General features: G+C 52.6%; 23 protein-coding genes. 13 read left to right on the top strand and 10 right to left on the bottom strand.

What is annotated here, in order from left to right; genetic code table 11:
- Positions 1-375 precede the first annotated feature (375 nt).
- From ACN28R_RS03610 to ACN28R_RS03590, 5 genes are all read left to right on the top strand, one after another.
- Positions 376-645 carry a hypothetical protein gene (locus ACN28R_RS03610; RefSeq protein WP_048638176.1) on the top strand — a complete coding sequence of 90 codons (270 nt, stop codon included), beginning with the start codon at positions 376-378 and terminating at the stop codon, positions 643-645.
- Complete coding sequence (gene iolE / locus ACN28R_RS03605) at positions 638-1,534, top strand: myo-inosose-2 dehydratase (RefSeq protein ID WP_048638175.1); 897 nt, start codon at positions 638-640, stop codon at positions 1,532-1,534. The genes ACN28R_RS03610 and iolE overlap by 8 nt, the downstream gene beginning before the upstream one ends.
- 105 nt (positions 1,535-1,639) lie before the next feature.
- The gene (locus ACN28R_RS03600; RefSeq protein WP_048638174.1) at positions 1,640-2,761 is read left to right on the top strand and encodes a Gfo/Idh/MocA family protein; all 1,122 of its coding nucleotides are present in this window, start codon (positions 1,640-1,642) and stop codon (positions 2,759-2,761) included.
- A 231-nt stretch (positions 2,762-2,992) separates the two neighbouring features.
- Positions 2,993-4,390: a sugar porter family MFS transporter gene (locus ACN28R_RS03595; RefSeq protein WP_095833605.1), complete on the top strand. Its 1,398-nt coding sequence runs from the start codon at positions 2,993-2,995 to the stop codon at positions 4,388-4,390.
- A gap of 55 nt (positions 4,391-4,445) precedes the next feature.
- The gene (locus ACN28R_RS03590; protein WP_048638173.1) at positions 4,446-4,877 is read left to right on the top strand and encodes a PTS mannitol transporter subunit IIA; all 432 of its coding nucleotides are present in this window, start codon (positions 4,446-4,448) and stop codon (positions 4,875-4,877) included.
- Positions 4,878-5,050: 173 nt separating this feature from the next.
- Here ACN28R_RS03590 and ACN28R_RS03585 read toward each other — a convergent pair whose 3' ends face one another.
- Complete coding sequence (locus ACN28R_RS03585) at positions 5,051-5,833, bottom strand: hypothetical protein (protein WP_222103764.1); 783 nt, start codon at positions 5,831-5,833, stop codon at positions 5,051-5,053.
- A 229-nt stretch (positions 5,834-6,062) separates the two neighbouring features.
- Here ACN28R_RS03585 and yfiR point away from each other — a divergent pair, with 229 nt between their 5' ends.
- Genes yfiR through ACN28R_RS03570 form a run of 3 tightly spaced genes read left to right on the top strand, consistent with a single transcriptional unit; the run spans position 6,063 to position 8,340 of the window.
- Positions 6,063-6,614 carry a regulatory sequestration protein YfiR gene (yfiR, locus tag ACN28R_RS03580; RefSeq protein ID WP_053085532.1) on the top strand — a complete coding sequence of 184 codons (552 nt, stop codon included), beginning with the start codon at positions 6,063-6,065 and terminating at the stop codon, positions 6,612-6,614.
- The gene (gene dgcN / locus ACN28R_RS03575) at positions 6,607-7,836 is read left to right on the top strand and encodes a diguanylate cyclase DgcN/YfiN (RefSeq protein ID WP_072065858.1); all 1,230 of its coding nucleotides are present in this window, start codon (positions 6,607-6,609) and stop codon (positions 7,834-7,836) included. Before yfiR ends, dgcN begins: the two co-directional genes overlap by 8 nt.
- Positions 7,837-7,854: 18 nt before the next feature.
- On the top strand, positions 7,855-8,340 hold the full coding sequence (locus tag ACN28R_RS03570) for an OmpA family protein (protein ID WP_048638170.1): 486 nt from the start codon (positions 7,855-7,857) through the stop codon (positions 8,338-8,340).
- Between the two features lie 127 nt (positions 8,341-8,467).
- Here the strand turns inward: ACN28R_RS03570 and pgaD are convergent, their stop codons facing one another.
- From pgaD to pgaA, 4 genes are read right to left on the bottom strand one after another with little or no spacing between them, the layout of a single operon-like run.
- Positions 8,468-8,908, bottom strand: a complete 441-nt coding sequence (gene pgaD, locus ACN28R_RS03565) for a poly-beta-1,6-N-acetyl-D-glucosamine biosynthesis protein PgaD (RefSeq protein WP_048638169.1) — start codon at positions 8,906-8,908, stop codon at positions 8,468-8,470.
- A 3-nt stretch (positions 8,909-8,911) separates the two neighbouring features.
- Positions 8,912-10,240: a poly-beta-1,6-N-acetyl-D-glucosamine synthase gene (gene pgaC / locus ACN28R_RS03560; protein WP_048638168.1), complete on the bottom strand. Its 1,329-nt coding sequence runs from the start codon at positions 10,238-10,240 to the stop codon at positions 8,912-8,914.
- Entirely contained in the window at positions 10,237-12,252 is a 2,016-nt protein-coding gene (gene pgaB / locus ACN28R_RS03555; RefSeq protein WP_095833603.1) for a poly-beta-1,6-N-acetyl-D-glucosamine N-deacetylase PgaB, read from the bottom strand. The genes pgaC and pgaB overlap by 4 nt, the downstream gene beginning before the upstream one ends.
- A 10-nt stretch (positions 12,253-12,262) precedes the next feature.
- Positions 12,263-14,713: a poly-beta-1,6 N-acetyl-D-glucosamine export porin PgaA gene (gene pgaA, locus ACN28R_RS03550; protein WP_095833602.1), complete on the bottom strand. Its 2,451-nt coding sequence runs from the start codon at positions 14,711-14,713 to the stop codon at positions 12,263-12,265.
- Positions 14,714-14,935: 222 nt separating this feature from the next.
- Here pgaA and ACN28R_RS03545 point away from each other — a divergent pair, with 222 nt between their 5' ends.
- Entirely contained in the window at positions 14,936-15,841 is a 906-nt protein-coding gene (locus ACN28R_RS03545) for a BrxR family helix-turn-helix transcriptional regulator (protein WP_095833601.1), read from the top strand.
- A 186-nt stretch (positions 15,842-16,027) separates the two neighbouring features.
- On the opposite strand, the gene ACN28R_RS03540 is transcribed toward ACN28R_RS03545, so the two are convergent.
- Genes ACN28R_RS03540 through ACN28R_RS03525 form a run of 4 tightly spaced genes read right to left on the bottom strand, consistent with a single transcriptional unit; the run spans position 16,028 to position 19,333 of the window.
- Positions 16,028-16,699: a methionine ABC transporter permease gene (locus tag ACN28R_RS03540; RefSeq protein WP_048638165.1), complete on the bottom strand. Its 672-nt coding sequence runs from the start codon at positions 16,697-16,699 to the stop codon at positions 16,028-16,030.
- Positions 16,684-17,475 carry a methionine ABC transporter ATP-binding protein gene (locus ACN28R_RS03535; protein WP_095833600.1) on the bottom strand — a complete coding sequence of 264 codons (792 nt, stop codon included), beginning with the start codon at positions 17,473-17,475 and terminating at the stop codon, positions 16,684-16,686. The genes ACN28R_RS03540 and ACN28R_RS03535 overlap by 16 nt, the downstream gene beginning before the upstream one ends.
- A complete protein-coding gene (locus ACN28R_RS03530; RefSeq protein WP_095833599.1) occupies positions 17,475-18,284 on the bottom strand; it encodes a MetQ/NlpA family ABC transporter substrate-binding protein in 810 nt (269 codons plus the stop codon). The genes ACN28R_RS03535 and ACN28R_RS03530 overlap by 1 nt, the downstream gene beginning before the upstream one ends.
- Before the next feature lie 17 nt (positions 18,285-18,301).
- On the bottom strand, positions 18,302-19,333 hold the full coding sequence (locus ACN28R_RS03525; RefSeq protein WP_095833598.1) for an isopenicillin N synthase family dioxygenase: 1,032 nt from the start codon (positions 19,331-19,333) through the stop codon (positions 18,302-18,304).
- Positions 19,334-19,843: 510 nt separating this feature from the next.
- Between ACN28R_RS03525 and ACN28R_RS03520 the strand changes: the two genes are divergently transcribed.
- The 4 genes from ACN28R_RS03520 (at position 19,844) to ACN28R_RS03505 (ending at position 24,175) form a co-directional block, all read left to right on the top strand.
- The gene (locus ACN28R_RS03520) at positions 19,844-21,211 is read left to right on the top strand and encodes a pyridoxal-phosphate dependent enzyme (protein ID WP_095833597.1); all 1,368 of its coding nucleotides are present in this window, start codon (positions 19,844-19,846) and stop codon (positions 21,209-21,211) included.
- 46 nt (positions 21,212-21,257) lie between these two features.
- Positions 21,258-22,418 carry a trans-sulfuration enzyme family protein gene (locus ACN28R_RS03515; RefSeq protein ID WP_095833596.1) on the top strand — a complete coding sequence of 387 codons (1,161 nt, stop codon included), beginning with the start codon at positions 21,258-21,260 and terminating at the stop codon, positions 22,416-22,418.
- Between the two features lie 236 nt (positions 22,419-22,654).
- Positions 22,655-23,392, top strand: a complete 738-nt coding sequence (locus ACN28R_RS03510) for a MerR family transcriptional regulator (protein ID WP_048638160.1) — start codon at positions 22,655-22,657, stop codon at positions 23,390-23,392.
- Positions 23,393-23,710: 318 nt separating this feature from the next.
- Positions 23,711-24,175, top strand: a complete 465-nt coding sequence (locus tag ACN28R_RS03505; protein ID WP_048638159.1) for a YehS family protein — start codon at positions 23,711-23,713, stop codon at positions 24,173-24,175.
- Between the two features lie 309 nt (positions 24,176-24,484).
- Here the strand turns inward: ACN28R_RS03505 and ACN28R_RS03500 are convergent, their stop codons facing one another.
- Positions 24,485-25,396, bottom strand: coding sequence for a LysR family transcriptional regulator (locus ACN28R_RS03500; RefSeq protein ID WP_095833595.1), 912 nt, complete (start codon positions 25,394-25,396; stop codon positions 24,485-24,487).
- Positions 25,397-25,418 lie beyond the last annotated feature (22 nt).

The raw sequence follows: 25,418 nt of genomic DNA, 5'->3' as shown, positions 1-25,418 counted from the left end.
CATCACTGTTTTGGGTCATTTTTTAACGATTATTTATGTGCATCTGAATAAAATAGATAAGATTCTGGTAAATAAAAAAACAAAATATGATTAAAAAACAACATATTATATAAAACCATTTGCCGAGCGCTGCGAAGGAGAACGCAGGCGCGCCAGAGCAGGATGCAAAAATCCCCGGCAATATATGATCCCTCTCTCAAAACGGAATATTTTTTCTGCATTAATTTCTTATGAAAGATATATTCTTATACAGAACGACGGATACTCCAAATCGATATGTGCCACGATACCGTTTTCCAGTATGGCAGTATGGTCATCGGGCTACGCCGGTTCACGCACCAGACTCTGAATATAACGTCTTACAGGAGGATGAACATGACGCTGAAATTAGGAGTGATCGGTAGCGAAGTCATTGGCCAGGAACATATCCAACGCTATTGCCAGGTATTACCAAGGGCAACCGCGGTCGAGAACGTCCGCACCGCGCCGCAAAAAAATCCTGGGTTGGTTGAGTATTTCGTTACCTCCGTTTTCGGTTTTCCACCAACGTTAAGTCACAATGCCCTTTTGTTACGCGCAATCAGCAGGCGCGCAGAATATTTTTTTCTCTTATCGTTCTATTCAAGGTGTCTTTATCATGGATAAAAACAAAGTCAAACTCGCCATTGCTCCTATCGGCTGGACCAATGACGACATGCCCGATTTAGGAAAGGAAAATACATTCCAGCAAACGGTTAGCGAAATGGCGCTGGCCGGTTTTACCGGCAGCGAAGTGGGCAGTAAATATCCACGAGACCCCAAGGTTCTCAAACCAATGCTGGATATACGCGGCATTCAAATCTGCAATGCCTGGTTCAGCACCTTTTTTGCCGACGGACAACAAGCCAAAACCATTGACGAATTTATCATTCACCGGGATTTTCTTCATGCCATGGGGGCAAAAGTCATTGGCTGTTCCGAGCAGTCGCGCAGTACCCAGGGTACGCCGAAGCCGGTACTGGAAGAGCGGCCTATCTTTACCGATAAAGAGTGGCGGCTGGTAGCCGACGGCTATAACACGTTGGCGGATCTCGCCGCTGAAAAAGGGATGACCGTCGGTTTGCATCACCATATGGGCACCGGCATACAAACTGCCCAGGAAATCGATCGTTTCATGGATCTGGTGGATGACGATGTTTATCTGCTTTATGACACCGGCCATGCCTACTACTCGGAAGGCTCGCAGGACGCGATGCTGCAAATCCTGGAAAAACACCTGCCGCGCATCAACCACGTTCATCTGAAAGATGTACGGGACAAGATCGTGGCCGAAGTTCGCGCCCATAAACTGAGTTTCCTCGATGGCGTAAAAAAGGGAACCTTTACCGTACCGGGCGACGGAGTGATTGATTTCAAGCCGGTCTTCAAGCTGCTGGAAGATTTTGGTTATGAAGGATGGATCGTAGTGGAGGCGGAACAAGATCCCGCTAAAGCGAATCCTTTTGAATATGCCGTTAAAGCCAGGCGCTACATTCGCGAGGTCGCTGGCATTTAATAACCTGTATTACGTCGCCGCAAGGCTTGTTTTTACCTTGCGGCGGTTAGCCGCCGGCAGCGATCTATTTCGCGGGTAAAGTAACAATAAGATAGAGAGTCACTAATGAAAGAAATCAAAATTGGGTTAGTCGGTACGGGTTATATCGGGCGTTGTCATGCAATCGCCTATGCGCAGGCCCCCACTGTTTTTCCGTTAAAAGGGAAAATAGTGAAAGAAATGCTGGCGGAAATAAACGATGATCTAGCAGAGAAAAAAGCCAAAGAGTTTGGTTTTAATCGTTATACGGCGGACTGGCGTCAGTTGGTCAGCGATCCGCAAATCGACGTCGTCGATATTTGTGTTCCCAATTTTCTCCATAAAGAAGTCGCGCTTGAAGCCATCAAGCACGGCAAACATGTCTATAGCGAAAAACCGTTGGCGCTGACGGTCGCCGACGCCAGTGAAATGGTGGCGGCCGCCAAAAAAGCTAACGTCAAAACGCTGGTGGGTTTTAATTATATGAAAAACCCGGCGGCGCAGTTAGCCAAGCAAATTATTGAAAATGGCGAAATTGGCGAGATAGTGCATTTTTACGGCACCCATAACGAAGATTATTTAGCCAATCCCCTGTCTCCCATTGACTGGCATTGCAAGAAAGCATTGGCTGGCTTAGGCGCATTGGGGGATCTTGCCGCGCATATCGTTAATATGGCCCATTATCTTGTCGGCAATATCAGCGAAGTTGCCGGCGATATGGCGACCGTGATTGCAGAACGTCCGGATCCGCTCGATCCCGCCAAACGCGTCAAGGTGGAAAATGAAGATCAGGCGAGTGCGTTAGTCCGTTTTGAATCCGGCGTCATGGGGGTTATCGAAACCTCGCGCATCGCCAGCGGCAGCAAAATGGGGTTAACTTATGTGGTAACCGGAACTAAGGGTTCAATCACCTATACCCAGGAAAGAATGGCCGAATTAAAACTCTATCGCCATGACGATCCGGTGGAAAGACAGGGTTTCAAAACTATTTTAGTCGGACCTTCTCATCCTGATTACGCCCCTTTCTGTGTCTCTGCCGGTCATGGATTTGGCTTCAACGATCAAAAAACTATCGAAATAAGAGATTTGATTAACGGTATTGCCGCCGACGATAAAATGTGGCCCGATTTTGAAGAAGGTTTACGGGTTTCTCAAGTGTTGGAGGCTATTGCCCATTCAGCGCATGAACGCCGATGGATTAAGATTTAACACAAGACAATAAAAAGAGGATAGCGCAGCCATAAAACCTTAGTTAGTAATCAGATTAATATAAAACTTTTTATCAAATTTATTTGCCTTATATAAAAAATATTAGGCAAATAATAACTCACAGTGTCAAAAGCCTCATCATCTTTGATTCCAAAGGTTTCAAAGCCAGTGCCATAAGTATTTTAATGGGTTTTTGGCATAACCTGGTTAACTGAATAAAAAGGTAAAAACATGTCGCTAATAATGAATCTCAATATACAACAAAGAAAACGACTACACCAAATAACATTGGTCGCAACGTTCGGCGGTTTGCTATTTGGTTATGATACGGGCGTTATTAACGGCGCCTTCCCTTCCTTAAAAGAAAATATGGCTTTAACACCGACAACCGAAGGCCTGGTCATGAGCGTGCTGTTAATCGGCGCCGCGATTGGCAGCGTCTGTGGCGGCAGACTGGCCGACTATTTTGGTCGGCGAAAATATTTATTATATTTATCATTCGTTTTCTTCTTTGGCGCTATGCTGTCTGCATTATCACCCAATATTACCTGCCTATTGGTGGCCAGGTTTTTACTTGGTTATGCCGTGGGGGGGGCATCCGTTACCGCGCCCGCGTTTATATCTGAAGTGGCCCCCACCGAAATGCGAGGTAAACTCACTGGGCTAAATGAAGTGGCAATTGTCATCGGCCAATTATCCGCGTTTGCGATTAACGCCTTTATTGGTTTCTTTTGGGGACACCTCCCCGATGTCTGGCGGTATATGTTAATTATTCAGGCGATACCGGCCATGGGTTTGCTTTTCGGCATGTGGCGTTCGCCAGAAAGCCCCCGATGGTTGATTAGCAAAAATCGTCAAGAAGAAGCATTAAGCATTTTAAAACAAATTCGGCCGGCAGAAAGGGCGGTTAAAGAATTTGATGACATCGTGACGTTAATTAATATCGAAGCAGAAAATAAGCTGCATGCGAAAGGTGCGTTGTCAATCATTCTCAATACCCCCTGGATTTTCAAATTACTGCTGGTCGGTATCGTCTGGGCAGCGATACAGCAAACAACCGGCGTGAATGTTATTATGTATTACGGCACGGAAATACTCCGTACCGCTGGATTTTCAGAAAGAATATCATTGATATGTAATGTGTTAAACGGTGTTTTTTCTGTCGGCGGCATGATATTCGGAGTTATGTTTCTGGTTGACCGATTCAAACGCAAGACACTGATTATTTCCGGTTTTGCCCTCATGGCGACATTACATTTGATCATCGCGGCGGCTGACTATTATCTGGTTGGCGATGTAAAAGCCACGGCTATCTGGCTGCTCGGCGCATTATTTGTCGGCGTAATGCAAGGCACCATGGGGTTCCTGACCTGGGTAGTATTAGCTGAACTTTTCCCGTTAAAAATCCGCGGATTATCCATGGGTATTTCGGTATTCTTTATGTGGATCATGAACGCCATCGTCAGCTATTTATTCCCGGTGCTTCAGGCAGAACTTGGCTTGGGTCCGGTATTCCTGATTCTTGCGGTTATAAACTATCTGGTTATTATATTTGTAGTATTTGCCTTACCAGAAACGTCTAATAAATCATTAGAGCAGTTAGAGGAAGAGCTGTCTGCGGGTGCATAGTAAAGAGGTGTTTTATTCGAAAGAAAAATAGACTATATCGCAAAGGAGACAGAGCATGATAGATAATATTACACTCGACAACCTTCACTTAGGCTGCCAGGCAAAAAACAAAGCTGAAGTTCTATCAATGGTAGGTAACGCTTTCAAAGAAAAAGGATATGTCAGCCAGGATTGCATTGCCTTTCTCAATGAAAGGGAGCAGCAGGTATCTACGTTCCTGGGAAACGGCATTACCCTTCCCCATCTACCGAAATCAGCCACCAATATCATTGTTAAAAAAGGCATTGAAATTTATCAGTTTCCCGATGGCGTTATTTGGGATAGAAGCAATGTGATGTTTATTACCATCGGCGTTATCGCTAAAGAGAAACAGCATATTGATGTACTAAAACAGGTCGCAACGATTTTTAGTGATGAAATCATTGCCAACGCACTCTCGCTTATTTCGAATAAACAGGATTTTCTGCGCATTCTTAACCGAGGGTAGTTTCACTATCACAGATAGTCTCTCAATTAAGCGCGTTATAAGCATCAAACAACGTAGTCTTATGAGCGTCACTCTCGAACACACCCCGTCGTACTTGCGGTAGTAGACGGGGCTCGACTTTAACCGGCGGCTCGATGTTATTGAGATTTCTTCTAGCGACTACCCCGGTAACGCTATTTAACAAGCCGCTCTCGTTGAGCTGAGCGTCGCATGACTTCAGCCAGCAAGGTCGTCGTTAATACTGAAGCGGTGAAAGCAACGACAAACGTCGTCAACAATCCAGACTGGAGGATCAGTTCCCTAATCGTCACATAAAAGATAATAACGCCTATTGCGCTTACCGCGTTGCCACGCACTACCGCCGCCATTTCACTTCGCCCCCCCTGGAGATGCGCAAATACCGTTAACGGCCAAGCGATAACGGGAAAGGGTGAAAGAATGCCACTGATATGAGGACCGATTATATGTGCCGAACCGGTAATAGCGAACAGCAGTGCTGTTGACGTCAGCATGCGTAAAGGAATATCCCAAAACGGTACTGCTGATTTTCTTATCTCTTGCTCTCCCCGGTTGGTTAACCGGATGATGACCGCGATCGCCACTAGACTAATAATGATCGCGCCTACCGGGGAACCGGAAACCGATAGCAGCAAAGAGATAACGCCAAAAAAAACCAGTGCGCCGACACAAGACGCCGAGACAGAAAGAGAACCGGCGACGACCAGGTAGAAAAGGTAGGTAAGCAATACCGCGGCCAGTCCTGACAGCGCGCCGGAAGCAGCCTTAGCCGCGAATTGCGGTCCCTGCTCAATAGCCAGAAACAGGGCGACCGGGCCGGAGGTCAGCGGCATACCGGAGAGCAGCCCTCCAACAAATCCGCCCCACTTTCTTACCGCTAAAGAAACGACAAGCATCAGAACCGGCGTTACAGCCAATTTAATCGCTAATAGGTCCAAAAAAGACATCTCCTTTGGTATTGATGGAAAGCTCAACCTCGACGTCGGTTAGCGTTTTTTTGACTGTAACAGGAAGACCGGATATGTAAATGCGAAAGTCAACGCCAACGGTCATTTAACCTCTACCGTCGGTTGCCGCTTCCCAAAAACCGCTGGATAGAACAGTGAAGATTAAATATATTGTAGCTTATTCGAATTAATGCTTTTTTTAACATGACTGGATTAAAATATGGTGAAAAAGTGGCCTGTATTCACCCTGTGTTTACTGTTTGCTGCTGTGGTTTCAGCCAAAACCGAACCGTCTAGTATCCAATACGAGATATCGCAGGTACCGGCTGACAGGGTTTATCAAACCGTGGCAGGAATTATCAGTTATTCATACTGGCCCATTCCGAATAAACCCCCTACGCTTTGCGTATTTTCATCCGCCTATTTTGCGTCTGCACTCACCTCATCGGCTACGACTCAGAAGAAAACGATTTTTAATTCCCTACTGTTGAAGAATATTAATGATTATTCTTCATCACGTTGCGATGCCGTATATTTTGGCAAAGAATCGATTTCAGAGCAGTTAACAATAGCGAATCAACGTCCCGCTCATCCGTTATTAACGATTGCCGAACAAAATCCGGAGTGTATCGCCGGCAGCGCATTTTGTCTGATATTCGCCAATAAAAAAGTCAGCTTTTCCGTAAATTCAGACTCTTTATCCCGAACCGGCATCAGGGTTAGCCCTGAAGTTTTAATTCTTGCACGCCCACAGAATGAACATCATGAATAAGAAAGGATTTTTTGCTTCCTATATGGAAAGAAAAATAACCTTCAGGTCTGCCCTGAGGCGTATTAGCACGGTGAGTCTCATTATCACGATGACGGTATCGTGGATGCTGATTACCGCCGCTTCAATGATTTCATTCAAGCAATATGCTGAAAAGAATCTGCAATTGCTGGCCTATACGTTAAGTCAAAGTATAGAAGCCGCGGTGGTATTTCAGGACGGCGTCGCCGCCAAAGAAATATTGAACAACCTGGGTCAGAAGGATCAATTTAGCTCTGCTATCGTGACGAATGCTCAAGGGAGAAAATTGACGGAATGGCGGGCTACCGATAGCCTATCTATGGATAATACGGATAAACTGATCATCCGCTGGCTTTTCCCGCACTCGATTATTCAGCCTATTTATCATCGGGGAGAATTAGTCGGTAACATTGAGATATCCGGCGCGGATGCCACGGTTAAACAATTTGTTTATTTCTCACTCATCACGCTGACTCTGTGCGTCATCTTATCCTCTGTGCTGTCGATTTTTATCTCTCGACGTTTGCATAACGGGCTGATTATCGACCTGCAAAACATCACCGACGTGGTGCATGATATCAGAGAAAACCGTAATTTCACTCGACGGGCGCCGGCGGGGAAAATTGTGGAAATCGACACCTTAAGCAAAGATTTTAATAGCTTAATTGATGAAATTGAGCATTGGCAGAATCAGATATTGAAAGAGAATGATTCTTTGCTAAAGCGCTCACGGCGCGACTCGCTAACAGGATTAGCCAACAGAGCCGCATTTTGCAGCACGCTGGAAAATCTGCTCAAAGATAAAAAAGGTAAATCTCAGATCGCACTGCTTTTCATTGATGGCAACCGTTTCAAGGAGATTAACGATACCTACGGACATGCCGCAGGCGATGAGGTATTAATTACTATTGCCAATCGTTTATTGGATTGCGCGGGTAAAGCATCGCTCCCTTCACGCCTGGGCGGCGACGAGTTCGCGCTGTTCCTGCTCTCTGAAAAGAAAGAGATAAACTATATTGACGACGTCATAAGAAAAATTCATAGAAAAATGAGCGAACCAATCTGTTTATCCAACGGAATTACGATTATTATGACACTTAGTATCGGCGTAGCAATTGCCGATAATAATTCGACATTAAAATCTTTAATGGAAGAAGCAGATAAAAATATGTATCTGGAAAAACAGAATCATCACAATATTTAATTACAAACAGGGGATTTTATGAGATCGGGTTTTATAGCGAGCTTGGCTATGCTAACAATGTTCGTACTTGTAGGGTGTCAGTCTCCACATCAAATATTTACCCCCGCGCAAATTTCCGCATTGCAATCTCAAGGATTTAAAAATACGCCGGAAGGCTGGACGTTAGGCCTATCCGAAAAAGTATTATTTGAAAATAACAAATCAACGCTGACATCCCAAAGTAAAGAAGCGATTAAAAAAACCGCGTTGGCCTTATCTTCGGTAGGATTACTCCACGCAAGAATGGATGGGCATACGGACAACTATGGCGATAGCCACTATAATCAGTTATTGTCTCTTAAACGTGCAAATGCCGTTGCCGATTTCTACGCTGAAAGCGGCAATATACCTCGCGGCAATCTAACCACCCAGGGATTAGGTGAAAAATATCCCGTCGCCAGCAATAATACCGCGCAGGGTCGGGCAGAAAACCGCAGGGTTTCGATTATTATCACCACGCCTTAATAAAATACGAATCCGAACCTTTCTATTTTATTTATCATAATAGCGCCATGTTTATAGATAAAAGGCAATAATATAACCGCAATGGGATAACCAAAGCGGTTATATTTTATGACGGCCGGCATCGGTATCATATACCGCATGATGAACCACAATTTACGTTTATCGCCTCAATGCGGACCACGCGCCCGTTTTCATCATGCCAGACGTGCTGCACGCGGTTATGATTAAGCGTATCAATCTGGTTTTTCTGAATAGAAAAACTCTGCGCCACCTCTTCCGAATTTAAATCGCCAGAACGTTTACGGCGTTCAATACGAAATCGAAACTGATTGTATTTCGCCCAGCCGATTAGCAGCAATGCATTGAAAATGCCAATAGCGAGATACAAAGAAACCGTATTTAGCTCTGACGGGACGGGACGAGGTCCGGCCCAGGGAGAGTGTTGCAATGTTTCCAGTAACCCCACGATCATTAACCAAATAAACCCGCACCAGCCGCATAATGTCATCAACACATCGAGCAAACGCGCCGCCGGGCGAGGCTCGGTAAAAATCAACGGAGAGTTCATCGATTACCCCTTTTCAATACCGCGATCGGGACTTTCCCAGCGGGCACGCTGACGCCGCGCTTTCAGCATGACCTTCGGAAAGCTAACCAGACTGGTAAATAGACTTAGCATCCAATAAACCATCGGATACCAGATTACCCAGAAGAGCGATTTCCCCAGGTTTTTCTCGTAACGCCGGTCAATCAGCAAGCTGATCGAAAATTGCAATAAACAGGTTACGGCCAGCACCATGCCGGTAAAAGCCGGCGGAAACAAATTCTGCACCCTGATATTTTCATTAATATCAATTACCTGGCCGAGGAAGAAAAGAATGATGCTAATGGCATAGGTAAAGGCCCAGATCGTCGAAATGCTGTATTCAAAGAACAGCGGCCAGATACGGCGATAACGCCAGGACCATAGATTGCGCAGATTCTTCAAAAACACTTCCGCGCCGCCCTGCGCCCAGCGCAGCCGTTGTTTCCACAGTCCCCTTAGCGTTTCCGGCATTAGGATCCAGCAAAGCGCCCTTGGCTCAAAAAATACTGACCAGTGGCGTAGCTGCAATTTCCAACTGATGTCGATATCTTCGGTGATCATATCCGGACTCCAGTAGCCGACATCAGCCAAAGCCCGGCGGCGAAATGCCGCAACCACGCCCGAAACGGTGAAAATCATGCCGTAAACACGCTGAGTGCGCTTAATCAGGCCGATGATCGAGGAAAACTCACCAACCTGCACACGGCCGATTAACGTAGAACGCGTGCGAATACGAGGGTTGCCGGTCACCGCCCCCACTCGGGGATTATCAAGCAAAGGCGCGACCAGATAAGCCACCGCATCACGATCAAGCAACGCATCACCATCAATACACACCAGCAGGTCGCTCTTTGCCGCCGCGGCGCCTGTCTGCAACGCCACGGCTTTACCCTGATTACTTGCCAGATGAATAACCCGCAGCTTGTCATATTCGCCCGCAAGTTGATTAAGCGCTTCAGCCGAATCATCTTTAGAACCGTCATTGATGGCGATGACCTCAATGTTCTGATAGCGCTGGGATAGCGCCGCCTCTATGGTTTCGCGCACGTTGGGCCCTTCGTTGTAGCAAGGGATCAAAATGGACACCAGCGGCTCCCCCTGCAACGCCGGCGGAGGCACGTCTTCACCCCACCGCCAGTGGCGTTCGTAGTGAAACCAGAAATAAAGACCGCCGGACATCCAGAGTCCCGACATAAACAGCGGCCAGAGGAAAATGAAGTACAGCATTATTTCACCGGTGAAGACGACGGCAATTCCGAGTGGAATGCTCAGCACCAGGCACAATATGAAGAAGGCGACAATACGATCTATCATGGCAGCGGATACCATCTTGATGAAAATTCGGGACGAATAACGTTCAGCTCGGGCTGGTCCGTCAAGAAATTATCTGGGTAATAGCCATAACTCTGTGCTCCATTAATCTGCAACGTCTTCATCCACTCGGTCAGTTGCTCAGCGCTCAGCCAGCGTTCTTCCGGTGTACGCCAATCCCTGGCCTGAAGCTCAAATACCGTTTTGCTTAGCGCGCCCGGTCGCTGACCGACAGTGCGCACCAGTTTTTCCAACCAGGCGTTGCTCTCATTTAACGGTACATTCTCCATCAGCGGCATGGCCATTGGCGCGGTCCAGTCATAGGCGGCGAGAAAATCATCCAGATTCTGCGCGAACCACGCTTCGCTTTCCGGTTCCAGGATCGGCAGAGCGAAAATATTGCGGGCCGTTTTTATCTGCGGTCCGCGGATATCGCGTACGTGCGCCGCCAGCGTCTGGGTGAATTCAACCAACGTCTGACTTTTAAAACGAGTCCAGCGGGAGAAAAGCTGCGGATCCTGGCGAATGGCGGCGATAGTCTCTGGAAACCCCGCCGCCTGATAGGCGCGAAGCGCATCAGCACTGGCATCTTCATCATCGGCGAGCACGGCATCGTCATGGAACAGAATGCCGTCAAACAACGCATGAGAGGCAAGATCTTCATAAATTTCAATGATGCGCCGCCGGTTCTCGCTATTCCAGGGCGACAGGCGTTTGTATTGCTGCGCGTCTATATGGCGTTGACCGCTGGCAAGATCGATTTTTTCAACTCGCGCCGCCTTTTGATCGTCAACGTCAAAAGCCAACACCGGCATCCAGGCATAGACCTCCACATGGGCGCGCGTGATGAGCTGCCAGGCGACATGGTTAAACAGGTCGGCTCTGACGGGTAACCAGCGGTTGGGGAAATAGAGGGAGCGTATATTGCCGTCGCCCTGCGGATCGGCGAACGCCTGCAAGAAAACCGTATTGATGCCGAGATCGGCGACCCGCTGCACCAGTTGATCCAGATTGCTCGCCTGCTGTACCGGATCGGGATCGTAAACATAGTCCAGATCGATATGCGCTACCCGCATGCTTTCCTGCTGCCGGACATCAACCACCATCTGCGCAAACTGCCTGAGCTCCGGGTTGTTGGCGACAAGAATACGCGGAACGTTATACGGCTCATCGGTCGACGCCAGCCCTTTCTCAAGCGTCAACGCCATCTGATAACCATGCTGCCTGACGATTTTCAGCGCCTCGCCCCCCGCTGCGCCATAGGGCCAGACCCAGACACGGGGTGCCTTGCCTGTCGCGTCGCTAATTCGCTGCGTGATAAGCGCCACATCGTCGTTAATTCGCCGGCGATAGTCGGCTACGCTTTCATACCGCCGCGCGTGCGGGTCATAGCCACGACTCACCGCATACGGCTCCATATTCGCCTGCGGATTCGCCACGTGTCCCTTATGCTGCGCGTAGGTGTGCGCGCCGATCTCCACCAGCCCGGATTGCGACATTTCACGTACCTGAAGCCAGAAAAGGAATCGATCGCGCGGCGTCGGTTGCCCGCCGAAGTCCACCGCCTGGCCTTCCGGCGTATCTAACCACGCACCCACCGGCGCCAGTACGGCCGGCCACCGGTAAGCCTTCAGCAGGGGGTACACCCGGCGGTAAAAGCTGCTGTAACCGTCATCAAAAGTGAGCAATACCGCTTTCGCGGGCAATGGCTTGCCGCCTGACCGCGCGCGGAGAATATCGTCCACCGATACCGGCTGGTAACCGTTTTCCCGCAGCCAGACGAACTGTTCATTGAGTGCGCTGGTCCGCACCGACATAAACTGTTGATCCGCGCCATCATCTTCAACATCATGATAAGCCAGCACAACGTAGTGATTGGCCGGCCATTCCTGCTCGTTAGCCGCCAGCGGGCGCTCCGCCGGGGCGGTAAATGGCGGGCGATCGGTCCGTGAGCAGGCGGTGATAACCAACATCGCGGCAAGAATCAATAAGCAACGCAAAGGTATCAAAAACATCATCAGCCCTTCAAAAGCGGTAATTAAGATCGAAAGACAGCGATAAATTCTGTTCGCGCACACCGTCATAAGGACGTTTGTCCCAATTCACCATCACTCTGGCTTCGAGTACGTCGTTCCACAGCACGCGTTGACCGTATCCGAGTGTGGTGATAGCGCCGTGCGATTCGCCCTTTTGCCAGTAACTGCCCGCTCCGGCGACCACTTCCTGATGCCATTCCGTCTGATAATGGCGATACAGCAAATGGTCGAGCGTCAGCGCGGGCAGCAGCGCCGCATCATTGCGCGGGCTGTAGTAAGCGACATCAGACCGGCGGTTGTGACTGCCGCTCAGCGACGGGGTGAAATCCAAGGTCAGAAAAGATGAGCTATAAAGTCTTTCTTTCGCCTCAAGGCGATATTCGAAGCGCCGGTTGCCATCGGAAAACCATCCCGGCGCGAGGGCCAATCGCCATTCCCGACTTTCGCTCGGCCGCCAGCGGAGATAGGCCTCTGCGCCGTTTGCCGTTACGCCGTTGGTCAACGCCCGTAACGGGGTACGCGCCATCAACCGCTCCGCGCTTGCGCCGATGCGCCAACTGTCGCTAACGTCATGCCAGCCGGAAAGGCGGGCGCCTATTTTTTGCCCGCGGCCATAGTTCTGCCCCGACATTGCCGCTTCCAGCCAATTGACCCGGTTAGTGAACTCCACGCCGCCGCGCACATGACGGTTAATTCCCCGCCCCTCTTCAAACTCTCCCTGATTAAAGGCGAACCCGGAGAACAGCCGCCAGTTGTCGGCGAGCGGCGGACTGTAGAGCACGGTATCGATATTGGTGTCATGCGCGCCGGCGACAGGGCTGTCGGATTTTATGCCCCGGCTGGCGTTGATGCGTAATTCAGCCATGTGATGCACCCGGCGCAAACGTTCAAAGCGCTGTACGCTGCTATCCTCCGGGGAGCGGGCCATCACGTCATCGGCGAGCAGATCGGCCTGACGCCACTCTTGCAAATCCAGCGCGACCAGCCCTTGTCGCGTCTCCAGCCGTATATTGCGAGGCCCCAGCCCTTCAGCCAGTTTCAATTCCATTTCCGCCCGGTGCGGCCATCCCCGCATCAGGTAAATATCCGCTAAATCAATGCGCAGCCCCTGATTGCCCGGCGCGGTACTGGCCAGCCGTTCAATATTGCGCTGCGCCTGCGCAAGCGCGTCGCGTAACAACATGGATTGAGTCAGTAGCTGCTGAGCCGCCAGCCATTCATCATTCGGCACCGGCACCGGCGATCCATAGAGATGACGATAGTAGGGAGCGTTGCGGCTAAGTTGATTCGCCTGCCGCTGCGCCTGGGCGATCTGTCCGTTTTCCGCCATGCTATAGAAAAGATTGCTATGCTCCTCTGGCTGCCGCATTTCCTGCGGCGCATCGCGCTGCACCGCAAGATAGAGCTGTTCCGCTTTATCAGGGTGCCGCAGATAAAGGTAGGCGGAAGCGGCCCAAAGCCGGGCATAGGCGGGAATATCGCCTGCGCGGCGTAAGTCTTCATATTCCGCTACCACCTCATCCATGCGGTAGCGCGCCAGCAACGCCCCCAGCCGATCGATACGGGCGCGGCGATAGTCATCCTGCGCCTCAGGATCTGCGCGCCAGCGTGTCAGTAAAGTTTCATAGCTTGCCAGCGCGCGATCCGCCACGGCAAAGCGCTCACGTTCGGTAACGCTGGGAAGGAAGGCCATGCGCACCAATTCGGCGGCGGCGTCAGACTGGCGCTGACGCAGCGCCGCGGGAGGCAATTCCCCCTGCCGGCCGATCGTCAGCGCCGGCCTGCTGACGCGATTGTTGGCCAGAACGGCGCTGTAGTCGCGCAACAGTTGGGGATTTTGAGGCGAGCGCTGAATCGCCTGGGAGATTGAGGCCAGGGCATCTTCATGGAGCCCCGCCGCGTTCTGCACCCACGCCAATTCTCCCCAGTGCGCCGCGCTAGGCGCGCGCTGGACGCGCGTTGACGCCAGATGCAGCGCTTCTCCGTGCCGCCCGGCATCTGAGAGCGTCATAATCAGGCCGCTCAGCGCATCGTCATTATTTGGCGAACGTTGCAAAGCCATGCGCCATAACGCAAGGGATTGCGGCCATTGACCGAGATTACGATAGGATTTAGCCGCCGCGGTGATGGCGCGATCGGGCAATACCATTACGTGGCGGTAGCGCTGCCACAGTCTGATAACTTCATTATCATTCCCTGCCCAACCGTTGATTTGCAGCCAGTCGGCGACTTCATTTACCGTCAACAAACGCTGGCGTGATTGCCAATCAAGCCACGCCGTCGCTGCGGCGGTATTTCCCTGGCGGGCCTGAATGATTAACGCGTCATAATCCGATACGGACGCGTGCGCATATCCTAGACAACCTAAAGAAACAAAACTTATTAACCATTTATTCCACTGAAGATAAAAATGATGCAGCCGTGCATTAAATAGGGGCATCACAACAGCTCCCAATATTCATAGGATTAATAAAATTTATCTATGGCAATAGCTCAGCGATCGATCACCGAACCCAATGAGAATAATGTCGCGTTGCTCGCGAAGAGATGGCAGACTCTGGCGTCTAAGTACCTCTCATGGACTGAAAAGTAGTTTTAGCGTATAATTATCATACGACTACTTTTTATATCCGTCTAGTAATTAGATCCATCTATTATTTATATGCATATACCTAAAAGTTCTAAAACCAATCCAGAGCGTGCCCCTAAAGGACGGAGCTGGGGCCTGGAGCGTCGCCTCCAGTTCATTGACTTTCGGCTTCGTTGGGAAGGAAACATCAACCGAACGGACCTGACCGCTTTTTTCGGCCTATCGATTCCACAAGCGTCACTCGACATTTCCAAATACATGGAAATCGCGCCTGATAATCTGGTTTACGATCGCAGCGCCAAAACCTATACCGCGGCACCGAATTTTTCCCCGATCTATCCGCAAAGTTCGGCACAGCGTTATCTGGAAGAGTTATTGGCCACCGAAACGGGCATATTGGAGCCTGACGCCAGTTTTATTGGCTCAGCGCCCGAAATTGACTGGGCGCATTATCCATCACGCGCACTCAACGAGCAGACGGTCGAAACCATCGTAAAAGCGATTAGGCAGAAGATGGCGATTAAGGCCAGCTATCAGTCGACCGCCTCCCTGGACGAATCGCCGAGGTTACTCTCCCCTCATGCCCTGGGATATGATGGCTGCCGCTGGCATGTACGCGCTTTCTGCCACACCCAGCAGCAATTCTGCGACTTCGTGCTTACGCGCATTTTACGTATTGACAGCGTTGAGCCGTCTCAGATAGATCCCGCCGCCGATAAACAGTGGAATACCATCCTGACGCTGGTTTTAGCCCCGCATCCGGATATTTCCCCTACCTACCGGCGCGTTCTGGAGTTGGACTACGGCATGCAAGACGGCGAGGTCGCGCTAAGCTGCCGGCAGGCTTTCCTGTATCACACGCTGAAGCGCCTGGGCCTGCCGGTAAAAGCGTCCGCCGAACCGGCCGGCACGAAAATTGTGTTGAAGAACAGAGAGGAAATTCAGCCCTACATTGATGCGTTGCCCAAAAGGATCTGATGTCTAGCGCCGCGAGTTCGCAAGCGCGATAACAGCGGCGATTGCCGCCGCCCCTGCGGGTCAGGATAACCAGACGACGGGGGCAAACCCGGCCCGGCGCGGTTTTGAACGCGGCGGCGTCGCGCCTTGGGACGTGAAATGCGATAGGGCCGAGTCGCCGCCGCCGGCGGATAACGACGCGCTGAACTAACGCCGATAGGCCAGAGAGCGTACGATGCGATCGCCAAACGACTGCACCAACTGGACCAACGCAATCAGCACAATGACCGTACCGGCCATCACCTGGTCGTTAAAACGCTGGTAACCATAGCGGATCGCCAGATCCCCCAACCCGCCGCCGCCGATCACCCCGGCCATGGACGAAAAGCCGATCAGCATCACCACCGTCAGGGTAATACCGGCGAGGATGGCCGGCAGCGCTTCCGGCAGCAGCACCTTGCTGACCACATGCCAGGCGGTGCCCCCCATGGACAGAATAGCCTCAACCCGTCCGCGATCGACCTCGTCCAGCGCATTTTCCACCACCCGGGAAAAGAAGGGAAACGCGCCAATCGTAATGGGCACCACCGCCGCCGTGCTGCCCAACGTGGTTCCGACGATCAGCCGCGTAAACGGGATCAGCGCAATCAGCAACACCACAAACGGCAACGAACGGCCAACGTTGATAATGCCGCCCAGCACGCGGTTTATCCACGGCAGCGGCAATATGCCGTCGTGACGGCTGATAAACAGCACAACCCCCGTCGGTAAACCGATCAACACCGTGAACAGCGCCGCCAGCCCCACCATATAGAGCGTTTCCAGCGTAGCGTTCAGCATCAGCGGGAAGAAATCCTCCCAACTCAGGCGACTTTGCATAAGCGGATATCCTCCACGCCATGGCGCTGTAAAAATGCCCGTTCAGCCGCATAATCCGGCAGTAACGCCTTACGCAAGCGTGAATCGGGATCGGAGAGCAGCGCGCGCAACGAACCGCTTTCCACCACCTGCCCCGCTTCCAGTAAGGCGGCGTTGTCGCAGATGGCCTTGACCACCGCCAGCTCATGGGTGATAAGGACGATAGTCAACCCTAACTGACGGTTGATATCCGCCAGCAACGCCAGCACCGATTCCGTCGTTTCCGGATCGAGCGCGCTGGTGGCCTCATCGCACAGCAGATAGTGCGGCCGTGCGGCCAGCGCCCGCGCAATCCCGACACGCTGTTTTTGTCCGCCGGAAAGCTGTGACGGAAAAGCCCGCGCCTTGTCGCTTAACCCCACCAGCTCCAATAGCTCTTTCACCCTGGCCGCCCGTTCCTTTCTGGCTACGCCGGCAATTTCCAACGGCACCGCCACGTTATCCTGTACGTTGCGGGCATGCAGCAGATTAAAATGCTGAAAGATCATCCCGGTGCGTTGGCGATGCAGGCGCAGTTCCTGCGGCGACAGCGTGGTAATGTCCCGCCCGTCCATCAGAATACGGCCCGATGTGGGCCGTTCCAGCAGATTGAGACAGCGGATTAAGGTACTCTTCCCTGCGCCGCTTCGCCCCAGAATGCCGTAGATTGAACCATCGGGAATGGTCAACGATACGTTATCCAGCGCGGGTCGGACGTTATCGGAGTAAGACTTCCCAAGCTGTTCAATGACGATCATTATTTTTGCCCTGCTACCGGAATAACCGATCCGTTGTAACGGCTATTGATAAAGTCCGCTATCTGGCTGGATTCCAGATCCTTGGCTAACTGTTTGATGCGCGGATCGTCTTTCAGCGCCGGCGTGGTCACCAGAATATTGGCATAGGGATTATTATTGGCGCTTTCCAGACCGAGCGAGTCTTTCGCCGGCACCAGCCCGGCCTCCAACGCATAGTTGCCGTTTATCACCGCCAGATCGACGTCATCCAGCGAGCGGGGAATTTGCGCCGCTTCGATTTCCTTGATTTGCAGATGCTTGGGATTTTCAGCGATATCTTTCGGCGTCGCCTGATCTTTTGCCGGATCGTCATAGCCGCTCTTCAGCTTTATCAGCCCGTGACTTTGCAACAGATAGAGCGCGCGGCTGAGGTTGGTGACGTTATTCGGCACCGCCACGGTGGCATTGTCCGGCACATCGTTCAGCGCTTTATGTTTTCTGGAGTAAATGCCCAGCGGTTCGATGTGTACCGTTGCGGCGACGACAAACTCTTTACCCAGGGCTTTTTCCTGATCGCGCAGGTAAGGCACATGCTGGAAATAGTTCGCGTCCACGTCGCCATGCGCCAGCAATTCGTTGGCGTTAACGCCGCTGGTCAGCTCCACCACGTTCAGATCCAGAGACGGATCGATTTTTTTCACCTGCGCCAGAATCTCGGCATGCGGCACCGGATCTGCCGCCACCCGCAGCGCGTCCGCCGCCTGAGCCGAAAATGCCATACTTACGGATAACGCCACCCCTGCCAAAGAGAAAATGACATGCTTTTTCATACGCAGCTTCCTTATTTTTAGATGGTTATGCTTTCTTTGGTTTGTAAGACATCACCGTAATAACGGCTGGCGACATCAGGATGAGAACGTAAACGGCCCTTGAGATAGTTCCAGCCCACGTCGCGCAGCAGGGGGTTCAGGGGATCGCTGGTCGGCCCCAGCGCGTTCACGGCAAGATGGTCGGGTAATTGATAGATCGGTACGACGCTGTCCAACTGCGCGCCGAGGAAAAAGGCGATGGACAGGCGTTCCTTACCGGCCGGCGGCGAAACGACCCGATGAACCGTCGCCCGCAGATAACCATTGGTCGCCAATTCCAGCAGTTCGCCGATATTAACCACAAAAGATCCCGCCAGCGGCAGCGCGTCGATCCAGCGTCCGGGTTCGATTTCCACCTGAAGCCCCTGCTGGTTGTCCTGTAATAAAAAGCTGAGAAAACCAGAATCCTTATGCGCGCCGACGCCCTGCTGGCTGCCGCCGCCCGGTTGACCGGGATAACGAATCAACTTGATATGCTCGTTAGGTTTCTCGCCATACAGCGCATCAAAGGCGTTGGCGGGCAACTCCAGCGCTTCGGCGAACGCCCGCAGCAGGCGCAGCGACATCCCGGTCATCTCCTGTTGCCATTGCAACAGCGTGGTTTTCAACTCGGGCAGCGCCGCAGGCCAGAGATTCGGCCCCTGTAGCCGCAGCCAGCCGGGATCGTTTGCCGACAGTCGCAACGCAGGACGTTCAGCCCCGATATCAAACTGCTCGCGCCAGTCCGGCTGACTGCGTGTTAGTTCAGAACCGGCCCGGTTATAGCCGCGAAAATGGGGGGAGTGAATCATGGCGACACGCTGTCTTTCCGCGTCCGGCAACGCAAAGAACGCTCTCGCCGTTTGCTGCACCTGCTGTTGCAGCGCGTCGCTGACGCCATGATGAACCAGATAGAAAAAGCCGACGTCACGGGCGGCTCGATTCAGTTTCGCCAGAAAAGCGGCCCGATGTTCAGGCGTTGCGTCAAGCTGCGACAGGTCGAGTATCGGCAGGGATGTAATATTGCTCATAGCAGACTCCGGTCAGTAGCCAATAAAAATCGCTTAAATAAAATGTGGAATCGCTACAACAACGATAATGGGACATTATTTAATCCTCTCTTCTTATATATTCGATATTCGCCGCTTGCGACATTCGGCGTCATTGATATCAGCGAAATAAGGCAATATGTCTCCTTCCCTATTCGCTCTCTAATGTATTAAACCTGATTGATGTATTAATCCTGATTTACGCAACCAGGTAAAATACCAATAGTGAAAAAGCTCATTCAAATAGTGGATATGCCTTTGTGTTGACCAAAATAGCGAATCTTCATGAAGCGCAAGGCTGGAATTGCGCGTATCGGCATAGCATTTGCGCCGGAAGTATATGCGTCTAAACCGCTGAACCCCCGTACATCCATACGGCCAAACAGGATTTTATATTACATATATGCATATTGATTGGTGATTTATTTCGTTCGTCCGGTTTTTCCGCAGATCTAATATGGTGTCTGGTGATTTATTTCAAGGCGGAAAAACATGGCAATCTCTACTTCGGTGCTTGATTTTATTGGTCATACGCCATTACTTGAACTAACGCATTTCGACACCGGCCCGTGCCGGCTTTTCATCAAGCTGGAAAACCAAAACCCCGGCGGCTCGATTAAAGATCGGGTCGCCTTGTCGATGATTGAACATGCGGAGCAGCAAGGCCGGCTTAAACCGGGAGGCACCATCGTTGAAGCCACCGCCGGCAATACGGGATTGGGACTGGCGCTGGTGGCGGCGCTGAAAGGCTACCGGCTGGTGCTGGTGGTGCCGGACAAAATGAGCCGGGAGAAGATTTTCCATCTGCGGGCATTGGGGACGGAAGTGCTGCTGACGCGCTCCGACGTCGCCAAAGGGCATCCGGATTATTATCAGGATTATGCCCGCCGGCTGACGGAAGAGATTCCCGGCGCCTATTACATCGATCAATTCAACAATCCCGCCAACCCGGACGCGCACTATCGCACCACCGGCCCGGAACTGTGGCGGCAGTTGGAGCAACAGATTGACGCCATTGTGGTGGGCGTCGGCTCCGGCGGCACGCTGGGCGGCCTCAGCCGTTATTTTTCGCAGGTATCGCCCGATACCGAATTCGTACTTGCCGATCCGCAAGGCTCTATCCTCACCGACTATCTAAAACAGGGTACGGTGGGAGAGGCCGGAAGCTGGCGAGTGGAAGGGATCGGCGAAGACTTTATTCCCGAACTGGCCGATTTCAGCCGGGTAAAACAGGCTTATGCCATCAGCGACGCCGAATCCTTTAGCGCGGCGCGGCAACTGCTGCGTAAAGAAGGCGTGCTGGCGGGCTCCTCCAGCGGCACGCTACTGGCCGCCGCGCTGCGCTATTGCCGGGCGCAGACCGAAGCCAAGCGGGTGGTCACGCTGGTCTGCGACAGCGGCAATAAATATCTCTCCAAAATGTTCAACGACTACTGGATGGTGGAACAAGGGTTGATTAAACGCCCGCCGCACGGCGATCTGCGCGATCTGATCACCTATCGGCACGATGAAGGCGCCACGGTGTCGGTTGCGCCCGATGATACGCTGGCGGTGGTGCATGCCCGTATGCGCCTGTACGACATTTCACAGTTGCCGGTGCTGGAAAACGATCGCGTGGTGGGCATTATTGATGAATGGGATCTGCTCAACAGCCTGAAAAAAAATGCGCAACATTTCTCGCTTACCGCCCGTGACGCTATGTCCGATCGGGTCAATACTCTGGATAAAGGAGCCTCGCACGATGAGTTGCTCGCCACTTTCGATCGCGGACATGTCGCCATCATTCTGGACGACGAACGCTTTCTTGGCCTGATCACCCGCACCGATGTCCTGAACCACTGGCGTCAGGCGCTGCGCTAAACCTGTTTTTCCGACCCACAAGTTTCTGACTCACAAGGAATACGCTATGAGCCGTTTTGATACCCAAACCGTTCACGCCGGTTACACGCCGGACAGCACCGGCGCGGTGATGCCGGCCATTTACGCCACCTCGACTTTTGCGCAATATGCGCCGGGAGAGCATACCGGCTACGAATATTCCCGCAGCGGCAACCCAACCCGTAGCGCGCTGGAGGCCGCCATTGCGCAGTTGGAAGGCGGAATACAGGGATTTGCCTTTGCCTCCGGTCTGGCGGCCAGTGCGACGATCCTTGAGTTGCTCGATCACGGCAGCCATATCGTGGCGGTGGACGATCTTTACGGCGGCACCTGGCGGTTGCTGGAAAACGTGCGTAAACGCTCCGCCGGACTACAGGTCACCTATGTTGACCCGGCCGATACGCGGGCGCTGGAACAGGCCATTACCCCGCAGACCCGTATGATTTGGGTGGAAACCCCGACCAATCCGCTGCTGAAATTGGCGGACCTGGCGGCGATTTCCGATATTGCCCGCCGGCATGGCCTTATCAGCGTAGCGGATAACACCTTCGCCTCACCCGCGCTGCAGCGTCCGCTGGCGCTGGGATTCGATATCGTGGTGCACTCCGCCACCAAATACCTGAACGGCCATTCCGACGTGATTGCCGGTCTTGCGGTGGTCGGCCGCGATCGCGAACTGGCGTCACAGCTGGCCTATCTGCAAAACGCCGTGGGGGGGATCCTCGATCCGTTCAGCAGTTTTCTTACCTTACGCGGCATACGTACGCTGGCGTTGCGTATTGAGCGGCACAGCGCCAGCGCGCTGACCCTCGCCCGCTGGCTGGAACAGCAGCCGCAGGTGGCGCAGGTCTATTATCCGGGGCTGTCCAGCCACCCTCAGCACGCGTTGGCGCAGCGGCAGATGTCCGCCGCGGGCGGTATGATATCGGTGCGCCTGCAGGGCGACGAGGGCTATGCCCGCGCGGTGATCCAGAAAACCCTGCTGTTCACGCTGGCGGAAAGTCTGGGGGGCGTCGAAAGCCTGATTAGCCAGCCGTTTGCCATGACGCATGCCTCGGTGCCGTTGCAAATACGGCTGCAAAAGGGCATTACCCCTCAGCTGTTACGCCTGTCCGTCGGCATCGAAAACCCGCAGGATCTGATAGACGATCTACAACAGGCGCTGAACACCCAGGAAAACACCCGCTGACCGTCGGCCATCGTCCATGATCTTCCGGTAATCGTGTTACGCCGAGGCAAAAAGCCGCACTACCACCGTTTTTATGCCGCGTTATCGCACGCGCCCGACGCCGGGCGCTTAAACGCCGCACAGGGGTAGTTTTCGCCTAATCCCACAAAAGTGTACAAAATAAATCATTTGTACAACTTTAAGCCCTACGTTACTTTCAGAGTACCGATACATAAAAATCGTCTAGTGAAGCATCTATGGCCATCTATACCATCAGCGAATTCGTTGAACAATGCGGCATTACGCCGGCCACATTGCGCGCCTGGCAACGCCGTTACGGTCTGTTGCAACCGCAGCGCACGCCGGGAGGCCACCGGCTATATAATGATGAAGATCTGAAACAGGTCCAGCGGATCCTCGTGTGGCTGAAAAAGGGCGTGTCGATCGGTCAGGTCAAACAACTGCTGGCAGGCAGCGCCCACACCGACACGCCAGGGGACAACTGGCGCCAGCTACAGGAAAAAATGTTGGCGCATTTGCAGCAAGGCCAACTGTCCGCGTTGCGCAATCTTATTTACGAAACGGGGCGCGAATATCCGCGCGCCGCGCTGGTGGATAACGTATTACGCCCGCTGCGGATGCGGCTGAGCAGTAATCATGCCGCCGTCCGCACGCTGCGCGAAATCCTTGACGGTCAAATCATGGGATACAGCGCGTTTTGTCTGCAAGGCAATCGCCGGCGCCGCGGACAGGACGCCTTTCTGGCCGGCTGGCACTTACGCGATCACACGGAAGTGTGGCTGGAAGCGCTGAAGCGGTCCACCGCCGCATTTCGTTTCGATGTGCTGGGCGCCTCGCTTGATGACATCATGCCGGAAGTTCAGGCCGACAAACTCTGGGTGCTGGTCACCGCGAGCCCGCTGACTCAGGCTCAGCGGCATCGGCTCGACGCATGGCAGGCCGGCGGATTACAGGTCGTCGTCGTTACTCCATGAGCCCTCCCCGCCAGCGGCGGGTTATTCTTTACCTGATGACTTGCTTTGCCGACTTTTTTTCTCGGAAAATACGGGAATAAGATATAAATAAAGCGTCTTGTTTTTTATCCTCACAAAGATAAAGGATAACGGTGTTATTGACGACGACCTGAGGTAAAAACCATGACCACTCTATCTATTTTCCAGCGTCCGCAGTTCGCTCAGCCAGTTCAACAGTTGTCCCGATTCGGCGATACTACAGGGGCATCCCTTACTGCGTTTGCGCGTGGAACGCTTTATACTAGCCGCCATGAATAAGACGGCGGGAATAATCCGGTAATGATAAATAATGATGTATTGCGCAGCGTGCGCTACATGCTGAACCTGAATAATGAGCAATTGATTGATATTTTGGCGCTAATGGACACCAGCGTCACGCCGCAGCAAATGGCGGGGTTCGTCAAGAAAGAAGAGGAAGAAGGCTACCAGCTTTGCCCGGATATCCTGATGGGCGCGTTTCTTGACGGCCTGATTATTCACAAGCGCGGTAAAGACGACAGCCGCCCGGCCCCCAAAATAGAACGCCGGATCACCAACAACATTATTCTCAAGAAGCTGCGCGTGGCGTTTGCGCTGAAAACCACCGATATTCAGGAGATACTGCAAGCGCAGAATTTCCGCCTGTCGCAGCCGGAACTGACCGCCATGCTGCGTGCGCCGGACCATAAAAACTACCGTGAATGCGGCGATCAGGTGCTGCGCTATTTTCTAAAAGGCTTAGCGGTTCGTTTACGCAAAGGCTGATCGCAGACGACCAGAGCCCGGCTCAGCGGGCCGAGTTTGACGGCTCTAACCCCACCCCAACCCTCCCCTTCGCAGGGGAGGGAGTCTGTTCAGCGCCTCCCTAACAAGGGCTTTTTCTTAGTCACATTTTTATGCGGACTCAGAGACAGTTTCGTGCGCCACCATACCGCCATTTTCATGCAACCTCGTCGCACACGCCCGACACAGGGGAGTCTGTCAGGCTCCTCCCCCTGGCAAGGGGTGACAGGGTGGAGGTCATTAATGGCGATATTTCTAATTTTATCAACAGGCTAAGTCCGGTATTGCGGGCTACGGTTGTTTGAAACACGCCTCAATCGCCCCTTTGAGCTTGAGTTCGATTTTGTCGAATGAGCCGGTGGTTCGCCAGCCGACCTCAATGGGATAACGGCGCAAACTGACCGGACAAGGCAACATGCGCAGCCCGCTGATTTGCACAATCGCCCGCGCCGCGTGCGCCGGTATGGTGGCGATGGCGGAACAGCCTTTCAGCAGGTACGGCAACGCAGCGAAATGGGTGGTCGACGCCGCAATATTGCGCTTCAGTCCGGCCGCCGCCAGTGCCTCATCCACAATGCCGATAAAACCGCCCGATGAGATCAGGATATGCTCGCTTGCCACAAAACGATCCAGATCCATCACCTCATCCGCGCGATGGAAGTCAGGATCGACCAGGCAGGCGTACTCCCCCTCCCCAATCCATTCGTGACTCAATGCGCGGCTGGAAAAGCCCCCGGAGGTGACGGCAATATCGATGGTGCGCTCCATCAGCGCGGATGACACTATCTGGCTATGCGTCTGACGAAAAATCAACCTGAGTTTGGGCGCCCGTTCAGCCATTATCCCGATCAGCCGGGAACCAATGGCGATTTCAAAATCGTCGGAAAGCCCGATGATCACCGACCGCCCTTCATAGCTGTCAGAGTGGGGAGAAACCATCGTCAGGCTTTGCCGGAATCGGTTTAATGCTTCCGTGACGACCGGCTTGAGCTGGCTGGCCAACGGCGTCGGCGCCAAACCGTGCTCGGTGCGCTGAAACAATTGCTCGCCGTAGAGCTCGCGTAACCGGGAAAGCGACGCGCTGACCGCCGACTGGGTCACCTGCAGACGGATGGCCGCCCGGCTGGCGCTTCCCTCTTCATACAGCGCTTCAAACACTTTTAACAGATTCAGGTCAGCCTTGGCGATATTCATATCATTCATATCGATTAGCAATCATTCACTC

Origin of the sequence: Brenneria goodwinii (assembly GCF_002291445.1) — a bacterium.
Classification (GTDB): Bacteria; Pseudomonadota; Gammaproteobacteria; order Enterobacterales; family Enterobacteriaceae; genus Brenneria; species Brenneria goodwinii.
This window is presented reverse-complemented; position numbering and strand designations above follow the sequence as displayed.